General features: G+C 42.3%; 21 protein-coding genes. 12 read left to right on the top strand and 9 right to left on the bottom strand.

Annotation, left to right across the window (positions count from 1 at the left end):
- Nucleotides 1-17 precede the first annotated feature (17 nt).
- The 4 genes from FZF08_RS30120 to FZF08_RS30105 all read right to left on the bottom strand — a co-directional run bounded on the left by FZF08_RS30120 (nt 18) and on the right by FZF08_RS30105 (nt 4,368).
- Nucleotides 18-290, bottom strand: a complete 273-nt coding sequence (locus FZF08_RS30120) for a hypothetical protein (protein ID WP_159478117.1) — start codon at nt 288-290, stop codon at nt 18-20.
- A 402-nt stretch (nt 291-692) separates the two neighbouring features.
- The gene (gene mobC, locus FZF08_RS30115; RefSeq protein WP_159478114.1) at nt 693-2,681 is read right to left on the bottom strand and encodes a conjugal transfer protein MobC; all 1,989 of its coding nucleotides are present in this window, start codon (nt 2,679-2,681) and stop codon (nt 693-695) included.
- A gap of 11 nt (nt 2,682-2,692) precedes the next feature.
- Nucleotides 2,693-3,991 carry a relaxase/mobilization nuclease domain-containing protein gene (locus FZF08_RS30110; protein WP_159478111.1) on the bottom strand — a complete coding sequence of 433 codons (1,299 nt, stop codon included), beginning with the start codon at nt 3,989-3,991 and terminating at the stop codon, nt 2,693-2,695.
- Nucleotides 3,976-4,368 (bottom strand): plasmid mobilization protein, encoded by a 393-nt coding sequence (locus FZF08_RS30105; protein WP_159478108.1) that lies wholly within the window; start codon nt 4,366-4,368, stop codon nt 3,976-3,978. Before FZF08_RS30105 ends, FZF08_RS30110 begins: the two co-directional genes overlap by 16 nt.
- Nucleotides 4,369-4,854: 486 nt before the next feature.
- On the opposite strand from FZF08_RS30105, the gene FZF08_RS30100 reads away from it, so the two are divergent.
- Complete coding sequence (locus FZF08_RS30100) at nt 4,855-5,136, top strand: hypothetical protein (RefSeq protein WP_159478105.1); 282 nt, start codon at nt 4,855-4,857, stop codon at nt 5,134-5,136.
- 79 nt (nt 5,137-5,215) lie between these two features.
- Here the strand turns inward: FZF08_RS30100 and FZF08_RS30095 are convergent, their stop codons facing one another.
- On the bottom strand, nt 5,216-5,689 hold the full coding sequence (locus FZF08_RS30095; RefSeq protein WP_159478102.1) for a JAB domain-containing protein: 474 nt from the start codon (nt 5,687-5,689) through the stop codon (nt 5,216-5,218).
- A gap of 368 nt (nt 5,690-6,057) precedes the next feature.
- Between FZF08_RS30095 and FZF08_RS30090 the strand changes: the two genes are divergently transcribed.
- The 7 genes from FZF08_RS30090 (at nt 6,058) to FZF08_RS30060 (ending at nt 13,944) form a co-directional block, all read left to right on the top strand.
- Nucleotides 6,058-9,192 (top strand): lantibiotic dehydratase, encoded by a 3,135-nt coding sequence (locus FZF08_RS30090; protein WP_159478099.1) that lies wholly within the window; start codon nt 6,058-6,060, stop codon nt 9,190-9,192.
- Nucleotides 9,193-9,260: 68 nt separating this feature from the next.
- Nucleotides 9,261-10,061 (top strand): LytTR family DNA-binding domain-containing protein, encoded by an 801-nt coding sequence (locus tag FZF08_RS30085; protein WP_159478096.1) that lies wholly within the window; start codon nt 9,261-9,263, stop codon nt 10,059-10,061.
- Nucleotides 10,062-10,337: 276 nt separating this feature from the next.
- The gene (locus FZF08_RS30080; protein ID WP_159478093.1) at nt 10,338-11,207 is read left to right on the top strand and encodes a sensor histidine kinase; all 870 of its coding nucleotides are present in this window, start codon (nt 10,338-10,340) and stop codon (nt 11,205-11,207) included.
- Between the two features lie 96 nt (nt 11,208-11,303).
- Nucleotides 11,304-11,447 carry a hypothetical protein gene (locus tag FZF08_RS30075; protein WP_159478090.1) on the top strand — a complete coding sequence of 48 codons (144 nt, stop codon included), beginning with the start codon at nt 11,304-11,306 and terminating at the stop codon, nt 11,445-11,447.
- A 239-nt stretch (nt 11,448-11,686) separates the two neighbouring features.
- Nucleotides 11,687-12,889 carry a hypothetical protein gene (locus tag FZF08_RS30070; protein ID WP_159478087.1) on the top strand — a complete coding sequence of 401 codons (1,203 nt, stop codon included), beginning with the start codon at nt 11,687-11,689 and terminating at the stop codon, nt 12,887-12,889.
- Between the two features lie 11 nt (nt 12,890-12,900).
- Nucleotides 12,901-13,464, top strand: a complete 564-nt coding sequence (locus FZF08_RS30065) for a Crp/Fnr family transcriptional regulator (protein WP_159478084.1) — start codon at nt 12,901-12,903, stop codon at nt 13,462-13,464.
- A gap of 201 nt (nt 13,465-13,665) precedes the next feature.
- Nucleotides 13,666-13,944 (top strand): DUF6520 family protein, encoded by a 279-nt coding sequence (locus FZF08_RS30060; protein ID WP_159478081.1) that lies wholly within the window; start codon nt 13,666-13,668, stop codon nt 13,942-13,944.
- Nucleotides 13,945-13,989: 45 nt separating this feature from the next.
- Here FZF08_RS30060 and FZF08_RS30055 read toward each other — a convergent pair whose 3' ends face one another.
- The 3 genes from FZF08_RS30055 to FZF08_RS30045 form a co-directional block, all read right to left on the bottom strand.
- Entirely contained in the window at nt 13,990-15,498 is a 1,509-nt protein-coding gene (locus tag FZF08_RS30055; RefSeq protein ID WP_159478078.1) for a peroxiredoxin, read from the bottom strand.
- A 21-nt stretch (nt 15,499-15,519) separates the two neighbouring features.
- Nucleotides 15,520-16,836: a RagB/SusD family nutrient uptake outer membrane protein gene (locus tag FZF08_RS30050; protein WP_159478075.1), complete on the bottom strand. Its 1,317-nt coding sequence runs from the start codon at nt 16,834-16,836 to the stop codon at nt 15,520-15,522.
- A gap of 111 nt (nt 16,837-16,947) precedes the next feature.
- Nucleotides 16,948-20,244, bottom strand: a complete 3,297-nt coding sequence (locus FZF08_RS30045; RefSeq protein WP_159478072.1) for a SusC/RagA family TonB-linked outer membrane protein — start codon at nt 20,242-20,244, stop codon at nt 16,948-16,950.
- Between the two features lie 599 nt (nt 20,245-20,843).
- Here FZF08_RS30045 and FZF08_RS30040 point away from each other — a divergent pair.
- Nucleotides 20,844-21,131 carry a helix-turn-helix domain-containing protein gene (locus FZF08_RS30040; RefSeq protein ID WP_200837201.1) on the top strand — a complete coding sequence of 96 codons (288 nt, stop codon included), beginning with the start codon at nt 20,844-20,846 and terminating at the stop codon, nt 21,129-21,131.
- A gap of 34 nt (nt 21,132-21,165) precedes the next feature.
- On the opposite strand, the gene FZF08_RS30035 is transcribed toward FZF08_RS30040, so the two are convergent.
- Nucleotides 21,166-21,510 (bottom strand): hypothetical protein, encoded by a 345-nt coding sequence (locus tag FZF08_RS30035; protein ID WP_159478070.1) that lies wholly within the window; start codon nt 21,508-21,510, stop codon nt 21,166-21,168.
- A gap of 370 nt (nt 21,511-21,880) precedes the next feature.
- On the opposite strand from FZF08_RS30035, the gene FZF08_RS30030 reads away from it, so the two are divergent.
- From FZF08_RS30030 to FZF08_RS30020, 3 genes are all read left to right on the top strand, one after another.
- The gene (locus tag FZF08_RS30030) at nt 21,881-22,075 is read left to right on the top strand and encodes a hypothetical protein (RefSeq protein WP_159478068.1); all 195 of its coding nucleotides are present in this window, start codon (nt 21,881-21,883) and stop codon (nt 22,073-22,075) included.
- An 89-nt stretch (nt 22,076-22,164) separates the two neighbouring features.
- Complete coding sequence (locus FZF08_RS30025) at nt 22,165-22,923, top strand: IS5 family transposase (protein WP_159478066.1); 759 nt, start codon at nt 22,165-22,167, stop codon at nt 22,921-22,923.
- Nucleotides 22,924-23,022: 99 nt separating this feature from the next.
- Nucleotides 23,023-24,336 carry a hypothetical protein gene (locus FZF08_RS30020; RefSeq protein WP_159478064.1) on the top strand — a complete coding sequence of 438 codons (1,314 nt, stop codon included), beginning with the start codon at nt 23,023-23,025 and terminating at the stop codon, nt 24,334-24,336.
- Nucleotides 24,337-24,488: the final 152 nt, after the last annotated feature.

Below are 24,488 nucleotides of genomic sequence, written 5' to 3'. Positions count from 1 at the left end.
AGGCTCCCGTTAGACAATTAAATTTTCGGAGCTCCTCTTTTTAAGAACTTTTCTGGGATTGGGTTTTTCTCTAGAAAAAACTTCATTTCCCTTGCCATCCTTCCCATATTATCAACTAGATTTGGGTCGACTTTACGATTGCGCGAAGTAACTTTGACAGAAACCTTTTCCTGCAAAAACTCGACTTTACCAAGATTTTTCTCATTGGCAAAGTGCAGTATCTGGGATTTGTTCTTTTCAAGGTCCTGGTCCACTGCGGAGACACGTAAAGAGGCGATATTCTTGGGCATATTAAGTGTTTAGATGAAACCCTATGTATTAATTTAATAGATAACAATGTTAACTTAATATTATGATTTTTTGCCAAATTTATCGTTATCATTTATATGATCGCTTATTTATAACTAATGGCTACTTCATCTTTCTTCATAATCCATTTTTCCACTTTCTCTGCGTAACTGTGGATATAAAGAAAAGTTACATATAATCTTCTTCACATTCAATTCAACTGTTTATCGCTCTGGGAATTTAGAATAGAATCCAAATGGGGAGGAAGCGAAGTCTCCGATTATACCCTTCATCCATCCAAATCCATGTAGCGCAAGTTTAACTAAATGGTTAATAATATCTCGGAAATGCAAACCATATATGTTCTTATATTATACTGAAATAAATGACCCAAATCTAACTTATCATTTTTTTACAATAAGATGTTGTAAAGCAGGATCATCCATTATCTTCTCCATCTCAAATTCAATGATGTCAAGAACGTCCTGCTTAACCTGCATGTAATTCCTAAGTACCGTCGACTGATCTATTTTTCTTATTTGCGGTATCGGTTGATAATTTTCCTGCTCCTCTTTCAGTGCCTGATGATCATTTAGAATTTCGCTGTGAAAAGCTTTTAAATCAATTTTCTGCTCCGGATTGTCGGCAACTAAACCTACAAACTCTCCAGAAGAAAGCGCGGAAATCTTCGAAGGGGGAATAGCGGAATCCAACTGCTTGGATTTGCTAACCGAAGTATCCATTCGGTTAATCGAAAAGCTTGTACGGTCCTGCATGATCTTGCCAAAACGCTCCGACAACTGCTTCGCTGTATCCCCAGTGACCTGGCCGCTAATGATATTTCCGGTGATGTTCATAATAACATCCGCCTGCTCTTTTCCGTAATCTTTTCTAAGTTGACTGAAGTCCTGCACGCCCAAGGTGGTTGAGACTTTGTTTGACCGGGCGGTAGCAATTAGACTATCCATGTTGTTTAGATAGATCGTCGGAAACTCATCAAAGATCAGACTGCTTTTCAGCTTACCTTTCTTGTTAACAAGCTTGATCAAACGTGTTACATAAAGTGATAACACCGCACCGTACACTGAGATTTTCTGCGGATTATTTCCCATGCAGACAATCTTGGGCTCGTCAGGGTTATTAATATCCAGGGTGAAATCACTACCTGATAGCACATAATATAACTGAGGCGAAGAAAGCCTGGCCATCGAAATCTGCGCTGAGGCGATCTGTCCTTCCAGCTGCTGCATCGCATCATTTAAATAAGCAGATACGAACGGATTGATTAGAACCTCAATCTCTTTTTCCGCGCGAAGGATGGTAAAAAGTTTATCATAAGGGACCTGCATCAGCTCAATCACGTGTGGCAGTGTGCAGTACTCGCCGTTCTGATACCGTCGTAAAAACCAGATGATCGCTGTAAGAAAGTTGATGGGTGATTCTACGAAAAAATCGCCTTGTCTTTTGATCCATTCCCGGTTTAATCCCATAAGAATGGTACGGGCTGATTCAGCGGCATCGGTGATATCCAGAAGGCTCTGCGGATCCAGCGGATTACAGCGGTGCGTGCGGGCCAGATCATCGAAATTGATCACATAAAACTTAGGAACAATCTGGTACGCGTCCTGGTTATTAAGCCAGGTGTTGTAGGTAATAACAGAGAGATCATCGAACTTGAAATCATACACAAACATAGAAAAACCTTTTATAATGTGCTGGGTGATCACATGGCGTATGACGAAATAACTCTTCCCCGCACCTGGTGATCCCAAAACCAGAAGACCTCGGAACGGATTAATAATGTTAATCCAACTATGATGAACTTTGTCTTTTAAATGATACCGGGCAGGAAGGTTAATCGAAAATTCATTCTCTAAAAGCCGCTGCTCCTGCGGAAAGGTCTCGTTCTCTTTGTTGAAAATATCTTTGCTGTTCATCTTTAAATGGATCACACGCGATAGCAGTGTCCCGCCTGTCAAAACCAGGCAAAAACCGGTTGTGGTGATCAGCATATAAGTCATGGAAATCATAACCAAATCGCTGGTTCTATCCACAAAAATCTGGCTTACAAAGTATAGAAATGTACCGATACCGATGACGATAAGTCCTTTTTTGACACTAAGCTTTTCCTCTTTTTTACCCTTCGCCCCCATTAATGAAATCAGAAGAAGGCCCAGTGCGATCAGCTTAGTTTTATTAAATCCGTTGAAAAGCCCGGTCCCATAAATATTGGAAAGTATCCGGTCGCTAAATACGGAGGAAAGTTTCCAGTGCGCGAAAACGCCATAGAAAAAATAGTAAAAATGTAGCGCTAAAATAAGAATACTGATTAGCCTGGTCATGTCGGTAATCCTGTGCAGCGCCTGCTGATTTTCTCCAGTTTGTGAAGCCATGGTAGGATTGTTTAAAGGTGATTACTGATATTTTTCTGCTTTCTTTTCTTTTTTCTTCGCAGCGCGAATGGCTGCGAACTGTCATCTTTTACAGGATCAAGCAGTGAATCCAGCATTTCATTTTGCCCACTACTGCTGCCGGAATTGGACTCAAAAGGTGCTGCCTGATCTTTTATTTTGAAAGTTTCAGGTTCGTTATAAGCCCTGCGTTTAGCATGCTGCTGCGCCTTTTCCTGGCGGAAAGCTTGGGCTAATAACACCGGTCTGCAACGCTCTTGAATTGCATTTGCACTATACTGTTTCCCAAGGATGCTGCCATTGAAAACCGATTTGGTTCGGTGGTCAACATAAGTAATTCCATAAATAATTCCGGATTCATTCTGTCTGAAAACCATTTTGATGCCCTGCTTATCAAGGGCCGAAGCAAGTCCTCGAATATCCAGCTTCGGGGTCCCCATCAGTGCTAAATCAATGGCATTTTTTACTCTTGCCTTATGCGGCTGCCGCGCAGTTTCATTAAGGGCGAAACGCTCATTAAGATATTTGAGCCCCGGATTAAAATGAAAGTCGCTCGCTTTGATCGGCACTCCGACGGACCTTCCTCCCTCATCTAAAATCCTGTAGACAAGACCATTACTCTTGCTGATCCGCGATTCTTTACCTCCGGTATCCGCCAGCACATTGTACTGTTTTAGCACTGCATTAAGCTCTGCCACAGAGGTATATTTGTAGGAATTTAGCACCGTATTTAGCACGTTACTGATCGCCTGTTTGGTCTGCGATTTTCCGTACTGAGCCTTGGCGGTATTCACTGGTTTGAGCTCAAAAACCTGCCGCTTATGGGCTTCTGCTTTAACGAGCCCAAAATCCATTTCGATTTGTTTTCTGGCTTTTTCAGACTCGTTTCTTCCGATGTTATTGGTCTCGATCCGGCTGCCATCGGGACGGACTTTCACAGATACAATGTGGATATGCGGATGCCCCGCATCGTAATGTTCATAGACCAAAAAGGGCTGATCTTTAAAGCCGATCTTATGCATATAGACGCCTGCAATTTGTGTTAATTGATCCTTGGTTAGCTTCTCAGATGGATCAAAATTCAGTGAAATATGAACACTGTTTCTTTTCACATTCTCGTTCAAAGCAGCGGTTTTAAGAAGCATATTCAGCCGCTGCATCTGATTAAGTTCCGTCAGATCTTTTGGGTAATTCGCTGCCATAATACACTGCGCATCCCCTTGCCAGATTTTATTTTCGTTGTAGTAAAAACTGCGCTGGACCGAGTGTCCGGTTTTTATAATCGCAACCATTGATCTGCCGTTTTATTGATCTGTTTTTTGATCTCCTCGATCTGGGAAAGCACCCTTCTTTTATCGAGCTCGTAGGTAATAATCCAGGATTTAAACTCAGCAATCTGATCGAGTGCGTGAAGCTTTTTGACCGCCTGGTTGAAGTTATTGCCGATGTTATTAAGCTCATTTCTCAGCCTTATCAGCTCTTTGACAGAATCGTCGAGCGAACCATTTCGGTAGTACACCACGACCGGTTTTTCCAGAATGACTTTGCGGATGTATTCACTAAGCTTACGGCACGTGCTGCCCTTGAATTTCCGTTCCAGCAGCGTGAACTCCTGCGGGCTAAGTCTCAGCGCGACAATTCTTGTTTTGTTTGATTTCTGATTTCCCATCTTCTCTATCCTTTCCGTCTCAAACACTATTACTTTTTAGACTCCCCCGCCCACGACTTCGGAGTGATTTTGCGGCGGCCAGATCCGGAATGGGTTACCAGTCCGGAAGAATGTTGTTAAACATTCTGACATCTGGCAGTTTGCAGCAAAGCAGGCATTACCCCAGATTTTTTCAATAGCTCTCCTGTTTTTAGACTATTTTTAAAACCTTCCAAAACCATGACATCGGTTTCTTTAGGTACTATAAAATGTCTGTTACCCCGTTTCATTTGCCTTCCTTACTTTTTATAAGTTTGAATGATTTTTTTACTGTCAGTTGCCAGAAATCACCTGCTAGCAAATAGCGTTTTAAGCTCATTGTTTTATACTGGCAATTTAAAGACAGTCCTCTGTATTCAGGCATCCTGACTGTTTATTGCTTAGGCCCATCTGGCTAGCCCGCCGTAATTTTACAGTGGTAAAACTGTTCACTTAAACGCCTGGAATATGGATTCGAAAATTGATATTGCCAATGTATATGATACCCTGCTTTGCAGCCCTGGCATGGATGAGATCGTAAAGATTGATTTGAAAATTTCACGGAAGGCCGTTCTTATTCTTTGTCACGCTATTGAGAAGGGTATAGATCAAACAGGAAAAGCAGGACTTCCAAGCCTTCCCGAGAGCATTTTAAACGAGTTCGCTGGGCTGCTGCTTGGAATCTCAAAAGACTGTCTTGAAAAGTCTGGCCTGGATATGTTGAGTCAAAAGCTGAAAGCCATGGTGTAGCTAACAGTAAACTGTGCGGACGGCTCTGTTAAAAAAGTGAAAAACCGTAGGTTTGTGACCTACGGTTTTTCACTTTTTTCTAAGGCATTATATCATCATCTACAAATGAATAATATCCTTCACTGGTTATGATGATATGATCCATTACTAAAATATCCAGCAGTTGCCCCGCCTTTTTTATTCTTTCTGTCAGCAGTCTATCTGGTTCACTGGCTATCAGGTTTCCCGATGGATGGTTATGTGACAGTATTATCCCGTGTGCATTCGCTTTTAAAGCCGCTGCAAAAATCAGTTTTAAATCGACTACCACACCGCAGGTTCCTCCCTGACTAACTTCATAAATACCAAGTACTCGATTGGCGCGGTTGATCAGTATAATTTTAAACTGCTCAACAAACCCGATTTTATTTTCATCCCAGGATTGTCTTAACACAGAGTAGGCATCATGCGAACGTGTAATTGTAAAACGCTCGCTTGCTTTAACATGATTTTTGTAAACCAGTTCAACCTCTGCAAACTGATAAATTGCTGAAACGTTAGCACCATTTTCCATAACATTTGAATTTAAGGTTTATGAATTTATTATGGTGCCCTGATTGGCGAGCGGCGCTAACGCTCATAAAGCAACGGAATAAAGGATAGCTCCGGCATGGAATGCCTGTGCGCGCGCGGTGTTTATGCCGGAATTTTGTGAGCGTTCCAGCGCCGGGTGAGCCTAACTTTGTAGCGTAATTAAGTCAGGACTCTTCAGAATGGTTTTCCTCAAGTCTACAGCCCGTTTTCTTTTAATACCAAATATGCTGGGACGAAGCACTTTAAGACCTCTTCGTACCCAAAGCCGGCCATCTTTTCCCAAACAGTTGAGCCCCTTGTGTCCCGTGGCGAATTTGATTGGATCTATGACACCAATCAAACCTGATTATGAAACCACAAGACTTTTTTGTTGTACGAAGGCCACTGCTCTGCTTAGATTTCTTTTTTAGTTTTCAAAAAGCGGTTGGCAATGACCCAACGGCCTTTGAATCGTATTTAAAACTTATCTATTCAGATCCCCTATTACAGCACGCTCTGCATCTGGCTTCGCCTGCATTGTATCAGCAGGTCCAGCGGCTTGTAAACGGCGAGCTGCAAAACGGGAAAAAGCACCTTTTGAAAACACTGTATAAATACCTGATCCGTATGAGCACCCGCTGCACCCCTTTTGGTTTATTTGCCGGATATAGTTTGGGAGTCCTTGCCGAAAACACCACGATCCGTTTCGAGGGTGAAAACAGTTTGGCGCTGCATACAAAAGTAGATGCAGACATCTGCTGGCAGCTGGTGAATCAAATCTTGAAATCACCTCAGGTGGTCAGTCAGCTAAAATTTTTCCCGAACACTTCCCTTTACAAAATCATGGATTCTTACCGCTATATTGAGCGGGGAGCTGACGGTAAAACGCTGGGTTTATCTGCCATCAAAACAAACCCGTATCTGGCAAACGTGTTAGAACATGCAAAAGACGGGCGAACTATGGCAGAACTGATCCAAATTCTTCTGCAATCTAACCTCGGAAAGAAAACTGCAAAAACCTTTATAGATTCTCTGATCGAATCCCAGTTTCTTGTTAGCAGCTTTGAAATGAATGCTACGGGTGAAAATTATTTAGAGCGCGTAAAAAATCAGCTAAAAAACATGACTGGTTCTAAGCAGCATCTTGCAACAATCGTCAAAATCCAGTCGCTCGCTAAGAGCAGCTCCGGGCCTGTGCTGGTTCAGCAGGCTTTAAAAACTGAGTTTGAAAGGGCCGGTGTGAAGTCACCTGAGAAAAGTTTTCTGCAAACCGATTTAGCTTTCCGCACCAGCTGCTGTGAAATCAGCCGAGATACCGTCCACATGCTATCATCTGAAATTCAGGAGCTAACTTTCCTTTCAAACAAAGCAGAAAACCCCGACCTGACCGAATTTGCCAGCAGGCTATTTTCGCATTTTGGAAATAAGTCCGTTCCGCTTTTACCCGTACTGGATCCTGCAAGCGGCATTGGCTACGGAATGCTCGAGCCCTCGGTAATGAGCAGCCTGACACTACTAACGGGCCTCGCTGAGCCAGGGTACAAAGAGGTTGGAAATAAATCTGACACGCTGCTTTGCAGACTTAAAAAGAAAATCCTTGAAAAAACCAGGCAAACCGGTTGCATTGCGTACGATATTAGCCCTATGGATATTGCAGCTTTCGAAAATGAACTTCCTACCCCGCTGCCCGAAAGCTTTTATATTTTCGGTAGTGTTGTCAGCAGCACGGAGTCCGACTTTGACACAGGTGAATTTATCTTTGATTTAAAAGCGGTAGCTGGTCCTTCGGCTTTAAACCTGATGAGCAGATTTGCGCAGTCTGACCCGTATCTAGCGGATCAGCTTGTAAACGCCGCCCGGCTCGAAGAAGCACAAAATCCGGATGTTATCTTTGCTGAGATTTGCCACGTGCCGGATGCGAGCGTCTTAAAAGTAATAAGCCGTCCTTCGCTTAGATCGTATGAGATCCCCTACCTGTCCCATAGCAGTCTGCCGCAAGCCAACCAGATCCTACCTGGTGAGCTTCTGGTAAGCTCACCTGATGGTAAGGAAATCATTCTCAGCTGCACGCGTGTTGACAAAAGAATAATCCCAAGGCTCACCAGTGCTCATTATTATGCAAACGGCCTTCCGTTTTACCGCTTTCTGTGCGAGCTTGCCCAGCAGTCAGACAGTGCCAGTATGGGCTGGGACTGGAGCGAATTTTCCGCAGAGCCCATGCTTCCCAGGGTGAGCTACAAACATCTGATCCTTCAAAAAGCCACCTGGCATTTGGAATCCGATGAATTTGAAACGGTTATGGGTAAAAGCGATGACCAGCTAAAGTCTTGGGCAGCGTTTGCAAGCAAGAAAAAACTGCCCAGGTATTTTCAGATCCAACAGGGTGATAACGAGCTTCTGATTGACGGTCAAAGTCTTTTTTCCTTGCAGCTACTTGAGGACTCCCTTAAAAAAAACAGCTGGCTGACATTGACCGAATATCTTGAAAAAGAAGGCCAGGGATTTCCATCAGAGAAATCAAGTAGCCTGGCAAACGAAGTGATCATTCCTTTTCTAAACCCCAGGCCAAAGCTAGGGCAAAAAGGCCCGGATAACATCCAGACCACGCCAGCAGTTTTTCATATGGGAAGTGAGTGGCTTTATGTGAAGCTTTATTGCAGCGGACAAGCTGCAGACTTTCTGCTTACTGAAATCATTGCCCCGTTCTGTGAAGCACTTCACGGAAAAGATGAGCTTAACAAATGGTTTTTCATCCGGTATTACGATCCAAAGCCGCACCTACGTGTCCGGTTTAATGTCAATGAGGGCAAAATGTCCTGGAGCAGACTTTTGGAGGCTTTTCAAAACAAAGTCCAGCCCTACCTGGAAAACGGGCTTATCAGCGCTTTTACGACCGACCAGTATGTCCGCGAAACTGACCGCTACAACCTTCTGCCGTACGACAAAACCGAAACGATCTTTTTTGTTGACAGCTATTTGGTATGCAGTTCGCTTGGTTTACTGTCTGAGCACAAAGATCCTGATCTGCGTTGGCTGCTTGCGCTCAGGGGATGTGAAACCCTGTTAAACGGAGCAGGTCTGACGGTCCTTGAAAAATTCGTACTAGTCAAAAGACTGCACTCGGATTTTAGCCAGGAGTTTCATGCAGGTATTGACGAGATTACCCTGCTCGATCAAAAATACAGGACACAGAAAAAAATGATCATCTCCTTTTTAGATCCGGAAGCGGATCACATGAATGCTATTACCTCGTTCACAAAAAATTTCGATTCGCTCTCCGCTTGCATCAAGCTCGCTTTGTCTTCTACTAACATCCTGCCCGGTGAGCAGTTGATTGAAACGGCAGCCCATGTAATGCACTTATTTTTAAACCGCTGGTTTAATGATATGCACAGAAAACAGGAATGGATCATGTATCACTTTCTGAAGAAATATTACGACATGGTTTTGAATTTGAAAAAAATGGCAAAAAAAGATCAAAGTCATTTTATAAGTAACCGTTAGTTCTTTAAATTGTATTAACCTCCTTCTACCTCGTTGAATGTTATTCACGCTTATAACACCAATTGACAATGGAAGATCAAATCAAAAATGCGGTAACCTGCATGATCGTTGACGACGAAAAACCTGCACATCAGGTTCTAAACCAGTACATAGAGCGGGTCCCTGGTTTGCATAGTATTGATGGTGCCTACCTGGCCCTGGATGCGCTCGAAAAAATCCCGGTTCTAAAACCTGACATTCTTTTTCTGGATGTTCAGATGCCTGATTTAAGCGGACTCAGGGTACTGGACCTTTTAAAGAAGGTTAGCGCGTCGGTTATTCTGACGACCGCGCACCAGAATTTCGCCATCGACGGGTATGACTATGCTGTCAAAGGTTTCCTTTTAAAACCCATTTACTTTGACAAGTTCCTCGAAACAGTATTTAGGATAAGACAGCAGCGGGAAATAGTGAATAATGAGGCATTACTATCTCCGCACAGCATTTCGACAGATTTTGATATCGATCTGGAAAGTAGCGACGATAGTCAGGGGAAATTCCCGGCTTTTCACAAGGAGACCATGATCGTGAAAGTAGCAGGACGTATTGTTCAGATTTCCTATATGGATGTCACTTTTATAGAGGGGGCAAAAAATTATGTGAAAATTTATATGGGTGACAGCACCCGTTACTGCCGGATCCCGATTTCGGTGATGATGCGCAACCTTCCCAGCTCACTTTTTATTACCACCAACCGCTCGTTTATAGTGAACCGTCTGGCGGTAAAAGAAATTGAGGGGAATGATATGTTGATGAATAATGACCAGCGCGTGAGAATTTCAAAAGATTTAAGAGCCCTTGTACTTTCTAAATTGACATTCAATGGATGACAGACGATACCGCTTTTTAAGCATCCCGTTCCGTTTTGAAAACGAGCCTTTCAGCCAAAAAATACCGCTACATGTACTTTTCTGGCTCTTGTTTCTTATTTCATGCCTGCTTTTCGGAGCGGTTTAATTTCGGCTCCACTCAAGATGGCTTACATCCTTCATTATCTTAGATTGGTACCGATCTTTTATTGTTATGAGTGGATATTTAACTTTTTAAAGAAAAGGGTAAATACATTTTTCTTGTACGTACTCAGTCTTATCTCATCGCTCATTTTAATGCATATCGTTACGACGCTTAACTTTATTTTGATCGATTATTTATACGGTTTTAGCAATTTATCGCCGATATTGCTTGAAATCGGGAGTTTGTATGTCAGGCAGGTGGATTCTCATGGCAGCGCTGATCCGGCTATCTTCTTTTACGATATGATGGAAATGCAGCTTCTCTTTCTACCGCTTGGATTAAAGATGGCAAAATATGGCACCAGGCAAAACGCGCTGAAAATCAGTGCTGAAAACGATCTGATCCGCGCGGAATTAAAAAGTCTAAGGGCCACCTTAGCTCCGCACTTAATCTACAATCTGATCAATGCAGCTTATGCGCAAATAGAGCCGGTATCGAAAGAATCTGCATTCTATCTTCGGAAATTATCAAACCTGCTTCGTCATAATGTGTATGACACAAGAAATGAATCAATTCCGCTGCAAGACGAGCTGTATAGCATCAAAAGTTATCTGGAACTCGAAAAAATGCGCAGAGGTAATTGCCCGCAGATATCCTTCCAGCAGCGTGGCGTCATCAAACCAAAGCATAAAATCCTTTCCCTGATTCTTTTTACTATTACTGAAAACGCTTTTAAACACTCGGTGGGAAGTCCTGTGGATGACAATTGGATTAAGATCTTTTTAAGCGTTGAAGAAAAGGGGGTAAAGTTTCAGATTAGTAATAGCAAGCCTGCTGAGGCGACTGCGGCGAAACAGGAAAAATATTCCGGTATTGGTCTTGTGAACATTGAAAGAATTCTGGAGCATAATTTTCCAGGGCGCTACTCCCTTCAAAGCACAAACGCAGCGCGAAGTTTTAAAATGGAGCTTTATATGCCCTTCGTCCCAATTTCCGGGGACGAACTTGGCATTCTTACCTAATCCGGGGTTTTATAAACCACGAATTTTTAGATCAGGCCTGTAAAGTATTGTTTTGGGAAGTTCAAAATAAATCTACCCACCAAAACAATTTTTATTATGAAAAAGGACCTGAAGATCAAAAAGTATCCTGTCGCAAACTTCACAGGTAACATCTGGCTGGATCAACCAGCCAGAAGAACCCTGGATGGTATCACCACATGCACCATTATCAGCACGATCCTCAAACATGGTAAACGTTAAAGAGCAAAGACCTATGGCATAGCTATGGGTCTTACTTTTTTGTCTAATCGATTGACAGAATGACCCACCCAGGTGAATTCTAATTTACTTAGTCCCCAAAACCTATGCTTCGTCCCAGGATTAAGCGGCTTATCCCAGATGTTAGGACTTTAAAAGTTACCATGGAATTTTGCAGATAAAGTACAAAATCATACCCTTCTCGCTGATGAAATTTTAGTTACTAAAACACTCAGCGTGCCATGCAAGAAAAAAAGTATACACTCCAGTGGCTTGATCTGATCATCACCTTCACATTGGATCCATCCAAAACCAATGTCGATGCTTTGGGACAAAAAGAAGCCGAAACGATCATTGCCAAGGCATTATCTGAAATCCACATAAACAAGACATTTCTGAAGCAGCAGACATTTACGGTATCCAGTAAACGTAAAATTCAGCATCTGATCAAACAGCATCATAGTACACTGGTTATTTTACTAGACCAGGCCTGTGAAAATGCATTAAAACTCAGTACCTCAAATCCGGTCATGATCAGCACCATCCAAACGATCATCGGATGCGTCGATGAGTTATTGACCTTTATTGAAAACCATTTCTGGGAATATATCAGTCTGGACGAGCGCGTCCCGGCCGCCTACCTTACCCAGATCAAAAAGGAAGTGGCCAATCGGATTGATTCTATCAGGCCGGGTCTGATTCAGCGGGTCGGAAATAAAAACCTGACGGATATTCTGCTGGGTGTGCTTGGCAACTTTAATAGCGAGCATCACAGCCGGCCGGTTTCGCTGCGGGAAGTATTCTATAAAAAAGAAGTGATCAAAGGCCTTGAAAAAATTCATGCTATCAAAGATCAGGACAAGGTGCACGATGCGGTGATCGAGCTTCTGGTCTATCTGAATTTCAACTCCCGGTCCTTTATGAACTATTACACCCAGAAGCTCGCCCAGAAGATAAATGCCTATGGCCCGATACGTGATAAGATGACGCAGCTACTTCTTTGTTATAAGGAATTTAACCAGATGCACCGAAAGCCGGGCGTAAAATTGAACCCTAACTATGCAGACGTAAAAAAGGTCATTGGAAACTGGTTTGCCCAGGAGATCCTGTATCTGGAAAAGAAAAACCAGTGGGATGTAAGTCCGCTGCAGGATTATAATCCATCCCCACCGGCAAACAGTTTATCGGAACGCTTCAAAATTCTATGCTTTCTGTCGGTTGACCAGATCGGTCTGCTTTTCAGGGCCATGGACTCACTTCGGATCCTGAAAGCCCGCTCGCTGAACCAGGTCTATCAAAGCATTACACCCTATTTGTCCACGCCCAGAAAGCAGGACATATCCTGGGAAAGTATGCGTAATAAATCCTACTCGGTTGAGCAGCGCGACAAGGAAGTTTTGATAAAAACGCTCGAAAGCATCATTGAATGGGTCAAGGAATATTAAATATGCCAAATATGGACACCAACTTAAATGAATACCTCTCTGCACTTATGCCGCTGAGCAGTGAGTTTAAAAATTATCTTCATAAATCGGCCACAAGGGCAGATCTACCAAAGGGGACTATCCTGCTACAAAGCGGCGATAAATTCAGCCAAACCTTTTTTGTGCTGGCTGGCCTGATCAAGTCCCGATATTTTGATGAAGACGGCAAACAGGTGGTTACCCGTTTTTGGAAAGAAAACGAGATTGTGCTTCCCAAAGGCGGGTTTATGGAAAACATGGAATCCCTGGAAGATATCATTCTTTTGGAAGATTGCAAGCTGCTTTCCATCCACAACAAGCAAATTGAATTTGCCTATCACGCGTTTAGTGAAACCTACAAGCTTGGCCGCAAAATCCATTTCAAGGACAGCAGAAAACAGTATCAGCGCGCTGCGCTTCTGGTGCTGCCAGCGGTTAAAGCATACCCGGCTTTCTGTCAGCATTTTCCTTGTAACAGGATTCTTCTTCAGGACATTGCCTATTTTCTAAACATCCGTCCCTACACGCTCAGCAGAATCCGTGCAAAAAGAAAATAGCTTCCGTTTCATTTCTTGCCTTTTGTGCAGTATCCCAGCTTTGCCAGCTGGTACTTTTAAGCATCAATGTCTGGTAGGCAATTTACAAGGTATTAGAATAACCCGCTTAAAGATATTCCATTGCGCAAGGTGAATCAGGAGAAAGCCGAAGACCTGTAAGATAGTAGGCGTAGTAATTCACAGTTTACTCAAAGTACGATTATGACAACGAAAAAAATCATTTTCCCGGTTTTGGCAGCCATGATTGCCATCGGAGCGGCTTTTGCAGCAAGTGAGAAAAAGGAGGAAAAAAGTAAGGCGGCTGTGGCAACTTTCTATGTTGTAAATGAGAACGCTACCTCTTACCAGGTAACAACCACACCTGATCCAAATTGTTTGTCCGCCGGATCACAGGTTTGTAAAATTACGACCAGTGCAACACCCGACGCGAACAACCGGATTGAAAAGACCCAGGCTACTGCAAGCGGCTGGAAAAACTAAGAAACGTTAGAAGATCCCCTTTAGGAAAACTTCTAACGTAATTACCTATTTATCGATTGCATTCTGAAGGACCCTGATCAAATGATCGGGGTCTCTTTTTAACAGTGCCTGGGTATTAAACTCCTGTATTTTCCCATTTCGGTCGATCAGAAGAAGCGACGGGTAGCTTTCGAAATTATAATGGCTGATGGCAGGATGTTTGAATCCCTTACCTTCCGTAAAAAGATTGACTGATTTATCAGACACATAAGTTCCGGATTTTACGCTTCTTAACCAAAGTGGTTTACCCAAGTCGCCACTGATCGTTACAAAAACGATATCTTTTCCTTCGAAATGCTCTTCTGCTTTTGAAAGTACTTTACTGAAATAGTCCGTGCATCCCCCGCAGCCTGTAAACCAAAAATCAACAAACACGACCTTCCCTTTAAGATCTTCGAGTTTAATATAATTGCCCGAAGCATCAGGCAGACTAAAGGCGAAAGGAGTCTGTCCGGACCTTCTTGCGCTTAACTTTTTAAGCAGCATCAGACTTGCGGGATCTTTGACAACAGTAAGCGCGCTGTCAAGAAGGCTGTTAAAATTTGCAGGTGCTGTCTCACTCAAAGCAAAACTTACCAGCCTATCTTGATAGGCTCCCTGATAGTTTTTGTATATCTTATGAATGAGCCGGTCAGCATCCACCTCACCGTGATGGACATAATCATCGAATACGGCCTTCCTGTATAGGTACCTTAAACCAGCGATACTATTGGAATCCACTGCCGGTAGAAAATGCGCGTTTAAGCTACGATCATAATTAGTGAGAAACTTCTGTAAAAGTTTTGGATCATTTTTTACCTTTTGCTCAAAGAACTGTTTCATCAAGGAAAACCGGCTCGAGCTTGCAGCAAAGACCGCATCAGATTTGATCACGTTGTAGTAAAGCTTACCGATCTTAGTCTTGTACGATTCCAGGGTAAGTTCTGCCGCCTTTTGCATATCCTGGGAAGCGTCCTGATAATTAAAATCCTGGTCAAACATACTAAAAGTTCTTTCGGAGTGGTAAGGCCCGTAATTATACGCCGAGTCAACTTTACATTTAACGATATTTTTCAGGGCCCCATGCCCTGACACCTGATAATGAAAATCATAACTGGTGGTGTGATTACTTTTGATACTGTTTTTATTTCGCGTTATTTCAATGCGCAGTTTATCTGCCGGATGCCAGAAGAAATCAGGTGTCAACGGGGCCAGAATCTTTCCATTTCCAGTGCTATCCTGCTGCGTGTTCACATCATAATATTTGTAGATGACAAACCTGCCTTTGGGCGTTTTAACAGGAATGTGAAAGCTGCAATTTCCATTTTGATCGACCAGTTGCCTGACAAGCTTCTGTTCAGTTATATCGCCAAAGCTAAGAAGTTCATCTTGAAAGGAAAGGAAGAGCGAATCGCCAGGCCCGCTTTCAGTAAACCGCACGGTGATCGCAACCATTGAAGAGGCAGATTTTTGCCCCAGGCAGAAACCTGAGGACAAAACAAAAAAGAGGCATAAAGCGCTAATTATTTTTTTCATTCTGTCTGATTTTTAGATTTATTATCTGATATTCTGCTGCACGCCGCTGAGCTGGATCTCCTGTTGTGGAAGCTCGAAAACATAGCGGCCATCATTGGGCGGCAGCTCAACTTTGACCCCGTTGATGGTCCGGCTAATTGTTTTGGCAAAGACCGGATCCTGGTTTAAACGGCGAAGGTCCTCCCAACGGATTTGCCCTGTGAAAGCCAACTCCTTTCTGCGTTCTGTCAGCACGGCAGCAAGCACCTTGTCATCAGAAACACTCAGCGCCTTGTAGGTGCCCGCTTTAAACCGTTTGACAAGCAGCGCATCAAGAAGCACTTTGGCTTTGGCTGGCTGGCTGTTCCTTGCCAGACACTCGGCCTGGATCAGCAAAAGCTCATTGGCTGCAATGCCAGAAAAATTCATGTAGGTCCCACTGTACGAACCTTTAAATTGGGCCGTCCCGGTGCTGCTGACGTTGTAGAAAAGGGTTTTTCTAAGATCGTTTTTATCATAGGATTTGAATAAAAGCGAATCGGCAAATCCCACCGTATACACCGGCCAAAGAGAGACCATGGTCTGCCCGCAAGCGAAATAAAGGATCTCCTGATTGGCAAGCTGGTTGCTGTACGGTGGAAACACAAACGTTTCAGAAGGATCGATCTTACTGCTGTTAAAATCCAGCAGAACCGGATCTTTACCCAAAGAAGCGTCAGCGGATTCAAGTGCATCCTGATACTGCTGCATGGAAAGATAAACTTTTGCCAAAAGTCCCTGCGCAGCCCTGCTAGAAGGTCTGGTGGCATACCGCTGATTCTGTGGCAGCAGTGTCAGGGCTGTTTTTAAATCCGATAGTATGAAATCGTAGGTCTCTTTCACCGAAGAGCGATCCACTTTTTCATTCGGGTCTGAGCTTACTTTTAATTGCAGACCAAGGTCTGTGCCCGCCGTAGAAACATTGTAGGGTTTACAGAACAGCTGGGAAAGATTGTATAGAGACATCGCCCGGTGAAATAGTGCTTGTCCTTTCAGGTTATTGAATTGGGCCTGCTGACTGCTGGAAATTGTAAGGCCCGATATGCCATCGAGTACAATATTGCAAAACTCGATCGCAACATAAGGACTGCTGAAATCTCCGGTGGACACGCCGCCATAAATACTTTTCGCCCAGCCGTATGCATTCCGCTCTGGCTCACTCACTGAGCCCAGGATATTGTCTGGCAAATACAGGTTGTCAGTACCTGTCAGTCCGAGCATGGGGTAGCCCATATTCATTGTGTTGGTATTGTCAAGAACAGCCTGAAAATCATCCAGCGTTTTGGGGCTGATATCGGATTTGTCGCGTTTGACATTCAACCAGTCGTCTTGCTTGTGGCAGCTGCCGAGCGCAAACATTACCACAAGACATACCACCGTAGGCAGGAAAAATGAGGAATTACTGTTTTTCATGATCAGATTGCTTTGGGTTTAAAATTCTGCCCTTAGGCCAAGGGAAACAGATGCAGGATTTGGCAAAAGGTGCCGCTGGGTAGCATCCACATAGTCAGGGTCAAGCCCGGGTTTATTTGCCCTCCAAAGGATTCCCAGGTTACTGGCATACAGGTATAACTGCGCGTTGTCAAACCGCAAAGTCTTCTTCGCTTTGCCTGCAAGCGCGTAAGAAAGCCGGATGTCTTGCAAACGAAGATGGTCCGCTTTCTCAATAAGTGCCTGTGAATAGCGGTAAAATGTGTTTCGCTGGGCGTTGGAAGGATAAACCATGGAGGGTACCTGGGTCTTCAACGCATCACCTGGATTCTGCCAGCGGTTTTCAAAATCCTGATGCGCAAATCCGGACAAGATTTCTGTGTAGTTGATCGAAGTTCCCGGTCGGCGCATGACATAACCCAGCTTGTAGACCAAATTCAAAGAAAGCGACCAGCGGCGAAAGCTGAAATCATTTCGTATCGAGCCAAACCAGGTTGGCACCGCTGAGCCGTGATAGACCAGGCTATCAGCCGTAAAATTGTTGATGATCCCGGCATAATTCTTGCTGACTTCGCCATTCAAATACCCCTGCGGGTCTCCGCTCAAAGGATCAAGACCTGCCCATTTATAACTGTAAAGACCATATATTGGTTTGCCTACCACGCCTACCCTGCTGCTGCTGGTTCCTTGCATACTTACTGCGTTCATTTTGGCATCAAACTTTGTAATCTTATCAGCCAGATGACTAATCAAGGCAGTGGTCGACCATTTAAATCTGCCCGTAAGATTATTGGAGTGCAGAGTCAAATCAATCCCCTGTGTTTTGGTGCCCGCTGAATTTCCATAGAACGACCCAAAACCCGCCGAAGGCGCCAGGGGTTGGTTCTGGATCAGGTCTGTTCCCCTTTTGATGTAATATTCGGCCGTGCCTGAAATCCGGTCTTTAATCAGCGCAAAGTCCACACCCAGATTGAGGGTTTTAATCGTTTCCCATTTCAGCTCCGCATTAGGCGCGGTGATGTTATTAATGTACAGCGCTCCGGTCAGATCACTGGGCAGGTAATTCCCTTTTACATACACAGAGCCCTGGTAAACGTTTCCGCTTGTTCCATACGAAACCCTCAGTTTCAGGTAAGGAAGCCAGCTTGCATGGTAGAAACGCTCCGAGGAAATATCCCAGCCGGCGCCTGCCGACCAAAGCGGCGTGATTCGGTCATTGGTTTTTGCCCCAAAGATATTGGCCCCATCCCTGCGACCGCTTAAAGTGAGCGTATACTTTTTGTCAAAGGTGTAACTTCCGTTCGCATAATAGGAAATAAAGCGGTTGGTAAAGCCAGACACATTACCATCCGGATAAGGGATCATTGAGCTTCCTGCCGGATTTGTAGGCAGATACTGGGAATAATCAAGGTTATTGACCGCAATACCCGTTTCGTTTTGGTAACCGTAGGATAATCTGTTAAATCCACTTGTTTTCAGCTGACGGATTTCCGCTCCTGCGATCGCGCGGACTACGTGTTTCTTGCCGAAAGTCTGATCAAAATTAAGCTGCGTGCGAAGGTTGTTGGCATTGTATTCAGCCTGGTTAAATTCCAGAACCCCGCCTTTGGGAACCGGGTAAGTAAAATCCCCTGCGCTGCCGGCTACCGAAAATCGGTTGACCAGATCCCTTGCATAATAGGTATCCGGGCTGTGGTAATTATTAACCGCAATCAGCTGCCTTTCATTCTGGTACTGAATTTCAGCATTCAAAAACTTGCTGAAAGCGTAGGAAACAGCAGTCTTTAAAATTAGATCTGAAGCACTGGTGCTGTTGTCGGCCAGTGCAATTTCATCCAGTGGTCTATACTTCCAGTCCAAAAATCCCCGTGACGCTGCGCTTGTTGTATAGGCATCACTGTAATTTTTAGTAACAGCCAGAGCATTTCCATTTGCATCTGCCAGTCTTGCGTAAGGAAAAAGGTCGGTATATCTGCCTCCTACCGACATTGAGCCATACTGGTTTTGGTAATTATTTTCGGTGGTCTTATTGGTGCTGTAATTTAGACCCGCCGTGATCTTCAATCCTTTCAAGGGCGAATAGGTGCTCAGGGAGTTGACTGTAAAACGGTGATAACTGTTACCTACCGCGGATGCTATGTTTTTATCGTAGCCTGCCGAAAGGTGATAGGTGGCATTAGCAGTTCCGCCCCGAAGACCAAGTGAATACTGCTGTTTCACTGACTTCTGATACACATATTTTTCAAAGTCATCTCTTACATCAGTACCACGCAAATCATCGAGCTGACTGTTTAACTGCTGCTGCGAGATCGTACCGGCCTTAGCCAAAGACATTGTTTGAACTGCCGGAGAAATAGGTGGACGGTTGGATGTATTGACAAGATCAGCATCAAAGTAGCCCTTTGAGAACAGATACTGCTCGGCATCAAGGTACCCCGCTGATTTTAAAAAACTTTGATCATAATGGATATTGGGCTTGTTAGAGACAGTCAGATTCGTGTTAAATTCAAACTTCACAGGCTGGTTGGCTTTCCCTTTTTTGGTCACAATGACGATGACTCCGTTTCCTGCCCTGGCTCCCCAGATCGAAGCAGCCGCTGCATCTTTTAAAATCGTGATTGATTCCACATCGTTCGGATTGATATTATCCAGATTTCCTTCGAAGGGAAAATTATCCAGCACGATCAGCGGATCCCGGCTTACCTGCGTGCCGTCAGCCAGTGTGCTTTCACCCCGGATCCTGATCCCCAGGTTTCTCCCTAACGGGTTTGCGCTTTTAGCTGTGGACACACTGCTGTTAAATTGAAGCCCGCTGGAAATACCGTCCAGCCTGTCCAAAATATTGGTTGACACCCTGCGGTTAACAAGTTCGTTATCGATCTGCACAAAAGAGCCTGTTGCCCTTTCTTTGGGAATGCTCTGGTAGCCTGTCACAGCAATTTCATTAATCACCGCAGCGTCCTGCTGCATAGAGAAAACCAACGGCTTTTGAAGCGGCACTTGAACTAGCGTATCAATTGAACGGTAGCCTATAAATGACACAACCAAATGGGCATTATCTGCTGGGACCGCAAGCGAAAAAAGGCCGCTGGCATCGGATGTTGTTCCGGCAAGTCCACCGCGTATTTGAATCGTTGCACCCGTTAAAGGCTGACCGTTTTTGGCTTCGATGATCTTTCCTTTGACCCAGACTGATTGGGCGTAAAGTGGGTTTTGTCTGCTGCTGGCAAGCACGATCAGCAGCAGATACAGTAAAAAGGGCAATAGCTTCCCTGGTGAGCAATAAAGTAGTTTCATTGCAGGCAGTAGTTATGGAGTGAAAAAATGGTGCATACCTGTTCTCTTCCCTTGGAAAGGTAGCAATGAAATCAACGAAGCATAACGGCTCTACTCCGGATTTCGGATAATCAGTTGAAAGATATAATTGGTGTACCGCTGCATAGCTTACAAATTAAAATACAACATGGATTCAAAAAGATATTTTGGGCGCATTCTTCCCCATTCCTTTTAGAAAAGGAAAACAAAAATCAGCAGAAATAGATAATCTATTCCGGTGGACAAATGACAAGTGAAAGAATCGATACCATAATGCATTACCAGTTTTGCTTCCTAAAACGGAGCGTGAAACAATAGCATTGTGGTGAGTTCATCATTGGTGCGGCAGCTAATGAACGCCTTAGAAGGCGTGGAACTCACCTATTACATTAGAGGTACTGGTATACCCTGGAACTAATAAGCAAACCCACGCCTAGGTCGTGAGCTATTCTACTTATGGTCTCGTTCCAAAAATTACCAGTTTTCTAATGTGAGACTCTAAGCGAATGCTTCAATTTCTTTGTGAAGTTTCGCAGTTTTTAAACTTAAACAAATATAGAAAAAAATAAAAAGTCATCCAAATGGCTGACTTTTTATTTTTGAAAATTCTACTCTTTGCATCCATGAGTGCAAAATTGGATGATCGAGATTTATTGCTTAAGAATGCTATTGCCAAGAGGATTAAGGAACTACGGAAATCTTCTGGCAAAAAGCAGAACCATTTTGCCAACGAGAACCTTGATACAGATAAGCAGATGTTACAACGTTTAGAATCAGGTAGAGGAGCTTCTATTTATTCGATACAGAAATTTTGTAAATCCATCAATCTATCTTTGAAAGATTTTTTCGACTCCCCTATTTTTGAATAATCAATCTGACTTAAGAATCCTTTGACTTATAAAATTACTTGTCGGACATCAATGCAACAAAATCATTCTCTTTCCTCGAAAATTCCCTCCAACACTTAGTTTTACCATCGAAGGAATAAAGCTCTTCCTTGGAAACTTCTGAGTAAAGAACGTTTAGATTGTTTAAAACATCCTCCCAACCTCCGCCTAAATCTTCTCCCCCAGGATAATAATAAATTGGTTCATTTTCATATGAATTAAAGATCAAGGGGCTAACTCTAAGACTCTGCTTTCCATAATTAATTCTTTGACCGATGACGTGTTGAGATATGAGTGAACATCTACTTATAGCAACAAGTCCATTAGAGTCAAGTATCGTTTCGCCAATCTCGTTTAACAAATCCTCGAAGTTAAAAGAGTTGGATCCATTTCTCACCCGATATGCTCCTAATAAAAAAGGAAAGGTCAATGTATCGCATTGAATTAATTGAGATTTTTTTAAAAGATTATACCACAGCATATTCCAAATAGTTTACTCGTAAATTCCCACATGCTTCTTTATATTATAAATGGACAAATATCCATTTAAATCCAAGTTATTAAGTTGATACCGACTTTCATTCTTGAAAAAGTTACCAATAAAAGTTAAATAGATTAAAAGTATAAGGATCCCTCCAACGAACTTTAGATAATTAAAGAAAAATACATATTACAAAGTAGTTAAACAATGCTCAAACGATTACAATTAGACTTAACAATTTTGTTCTCTTATGAAAAAATTTCAAATTAAATCAAGGGCCAGGCACCTTCGTTATTTATATTTCATTGACGAAAGATATTCTTATTCGGATTTATTAAAATTAATGAATAATAACCAGAATTTCTGGGGAGGAAGATACAATCCAATAGTACCTGTAAAAAATAATTCAATAGCGGATGGCTATGTTAATCTTATTAAGTCTTAGAGCCTGTTTAAAAATTAGAATGAAAAAAGAATATGGGCATCGGCAAGTAAGTTAAAGTAACGTTCTTTGAAGCGACCAAACTTTAAAAAATGTACCCAACAGACTTATCAGATGCCCGGTGGAAATATATAAAAAAAACATTACAATACGACGACAGAAAGCGAAAGCATAGCCTTCGTACGATTTGGAATGGGATTCTTTATCTTGTCAAAACCGGATGTCAATGGCGAATGTTACCATCAGATTTCCCCAAGTGGCAACTAGTTTACTACTACTACAAGAAGTGGTCAGATACCGAACAATTTGACCTGCTTTTGGAACAATTAAGGGGCAAAGTGCGGCTAAAAATGGGTCAAAAGGCTGATCCTTCCTTAGGTATTGTTGACAGCCAAAGTGTCCGTTGGGGTAACAATAGGTCTTTAAACGGTTTTGACGGCAATAAAAAAGTCAAGGGAATAAAGCGCCATGTGGTAGTAGATAAAAATGGTTTCTTAATTGCAGTAATGGTTTCAATCGCTAATGTTCACGATTCAAAAGCAATTTTATTGCTAATGCGAGTTTTAAAAGACATGCTTTGCGGAATTAGAATTATACTTGCTGATGGCGGGTATCGCGGTGAAACAATAGCGGAAGTAAAAAAGAAATTTGGATATATAATTCAGGTTGTATTAAGATCAGATAAGTTTGAAAAAGACTTCAAACCTGTTCATAAAAGATGGATCATTGAACGAACTTTCGCTTGGTTCGACAACGACCGCAGGTTATGTAGGAATTATGAACTTCTAATGGAAACTGCCGAAGAAATGGTCAAATTATCGGCCATAAAACATTTATTGAGTAAAATTTAAACAGGCTCTTACGATCCAGATTTTATTTTCTATTCAGACCTGGTAGATCCAACAATAATTACAAATCTCAATTTATTCAACCCTAAAGGCTATTATAATTTGGACGAGTCTCCAACAAAACACGATCTGACAGGAGTTGATACATTTTACTTTCTTTCTCAATTTAATTCTGGCTCAATAATCTTATCATCAGACTTGTGGAAAACAGAAAGCATTCTTTTGGATTATTTTAATTTGAACTTTGGTATATCTTCCAATGCAAGCTTTAGCGATCATGAAATCACTAAAAGTTTTAGACAAATAACTATAAATGAGGATAAAACCGGTAACTTAAACGAAATCATTCATTTACAGAAGCCGATAAATAAAGCTAACTTATCAAAACGAAACCTAAATACTCAAATTTTAAGAAGTTTTGACAATGCTTCTTACCGAGAGTTTGAAATCGTTATTGCCAAAGACAAATCAACAACTGACGATTTATTTTATTTTTGGAACAGGATTTTGTTTGAGGTCGACAAAGTTATCTATCTAACACAGGAAGAGCTAAATTTACTGGTTGAAGATAAGTTTTTCGGACATGTTATACATGACATGTCTACTAGTAGCAATATATCTGTAACATCCCTAACACTAAGTAGTGACGAAATTGAAGATTTAATAGTTGCGAAGTTAAACCCAACGTCTCATAATCGAACATTTAAATCAAAAAACATAAATAATTTTCCATTCCCAATATCTGACTTACAGGGATTTCACCAAAGTCAAAAAACAGAAACTGTACTAATTCAAAATATTTTCTCCGAGAATGGTTTATTCAATTTACCGAAACTGAGTTTTACAAATAAAATTGGATTCTATCCTCAACAATGGGCGCTGGATATCGAGATAAATGACGATATAAATAATGGCAATAACGGAGTTATGTTTCCGTTTTCAACCCAGACAAGATACATAATTAAAAATGCCATAGGGAGAGTAAATCGAACAAGAAATATTACAATATTTAATATTGAACCGAACATCGGAGCAGACACCTTAGAAATTCACATTCCTTCATTTAACGAGTTAATTCGCCAGCTAATTATATCTCCCGTTATTGATAGTATATCGTACGATTCACGGTATGTCGATATTGGCTTGCATGACTCGAGTAACAAGTTATCCGCATTTGTTCGCTCATTCCATAATGATTTTCAGCAAATAGACGATTTTTTTACCGATAAATTTTGGGTCGGAATATTTGAGGAACTCATCACTAATAAGAAAGCTTCCGGTGATTCAATTACTTTTGAAGAACTTAAATTGAAATGCATTAATACTCTTGTTGAACACGACATCGTACTGGGTTTAAAAGAAGCAACTAATCAAAATGATGAGAACCTAGGAGCCTGTCGGACTCATGATTTTTAAATTTCTTTTTTCAAATTTTGATCGAAGAAAACTCGGCGGCTCGATTAAGGATCCATTTGTATACTTAATATTGGTAACTTTAGGGATTTTAGTGGCGGTTGATCATCGTTTTTAAGCTAATGATAGCTTAAAGAGCCTTTTTAGGTTATATG

Source organism: Dyadobacter sp. 3J3 (genome assembly GCF_009801115.1).
GTDB lineage: Bacteria > Bacteroidota > Bacteroidia > Cytophagales > Spirosomataceae > Dyadobacter.
The sequence above is the reverse complement of the archived record's forward strand: the minus strand, read 5'-3'. Positions and strand labels throughout refer to the sequence as shown.

Coding starts and splice junctions, on each gene's coding strand:
- mobC (WP_159478114.1), bottom strand. CDS start 2,681: ATGGCTTCACAAACTGGAGAAAATCAGCAGGCGCTGCACAGGATTACC.
- FZF08_RS30040 (WP_200837201.1), top strand. CDS start 20,844: ATGGCTGACTTTTTATTTTTGAAAATTCTACTCTTTGCATCCATGAGT.
- FZF08_RS30120 (WP_159478117.1), bottom strand. CDS start 290: ATGCCCAAGAATATCGCCTCTTTACGTGTCTCCGCAGTGGACCAGGAC.
- FZF08_RS30095 (WP_159478102.1), bottom strand. CDS start 5,689: ATGGAAAATGGTGCTAACGTTTCAGCAATTTATCAGTTTGCAGAGGTT.
- FZF08_RS30045 (WP_159478072.1), bottom strand. CDS start 20,244: ATGAAACTACTTTATTGCTCACCAGGGAAGCTATTGCCCTTTTTACTG.
- FZF08_RS30055 (WP_159478078.1), bottom strand. CDS start 15,498: ATGAAAAAAATAATTAGCGCTTTATGCCTCTTTTTTGTTTTGTCCTCA.
- FZF08_RS30060 (WP_159478081.1), top strand. CDS start 13,666: ATGACAACGAAAAAAATCATTTTCCCGGTTTTGGCAGCCATGATTGCC.
- FZF08_RS30110 (WP_159478111.1), bottom strand. CDS start 3,991: ATGGTTGCGATTATAAAAACCGGACACTCGGTCCAGCGCAGTTTTTAC.
- FZF08_RS30100 (WP_159478105.1), top strand. CDS start 4,855: ATGGATTCGAAAATTGATATTGCCAATGTATATGATACCCTGCTTTGC.
- FZF08_RS30025 (WP_159478066.1), top strand. CDS start 22,165: ATGTACCCAACAGACTTATCAGATGCCCGGTGGAAATATATAAAAAAA.
- FZF08_RS30075 (WP_159478090.1), top strand. CDS start 11,304: ATGAAAAAGGACCTGAAGATCAAAAAGTATCCTGTCGCAAACTTCACA.
- FZF08_RS30090 (WP_159478099.1), top strand. CDS start 6,058: ATGAAACCACAAGACTTTTTTGTTGTACGAAGGCCACTGCTCTGCTTA.
- FZF08_RS30030 (WP_159478068.1), top strand. CDS start 21,881: ATGAAAAAATTTCAAATTAAATCAAGGGCCAGGCACCTTCGTTATTTA.
- FZF08_RS30080 (WP_159478093.1), top strand. CDS start 10,338: ATGCATATCGTTACGACGCTTAACTTTATTTTGATCGATTATTTATAC.
- FZF08_RS30085 (WP_159478096.1), top strand. CDS start 9,261: ATGGAAGATCAAATCAAAAATGCGGTAACCTGCATGATCGTTGACGAC.
- FZF08_RS30070 (WP_159478087.1), top strand. CDS start 11,687: ATGCAAGAAAAAAAGTATACACTCCAGTGGCTTGATCTGATCATCACC.
- FZF08_RS30105 (WP_159478108.1), bottom strand. CDS start 4,368: ATGGGAAATCAGAAATCAAACAAAACAAGAATTGTCGCGCTGAGACTT.
- FZF08_RS30065 (WP_159478084.1), top strand. CDS start 12,901: ATGGACACCAACTTAAATGAATACCTCTCTGCACTTATGCCGCTGAGC.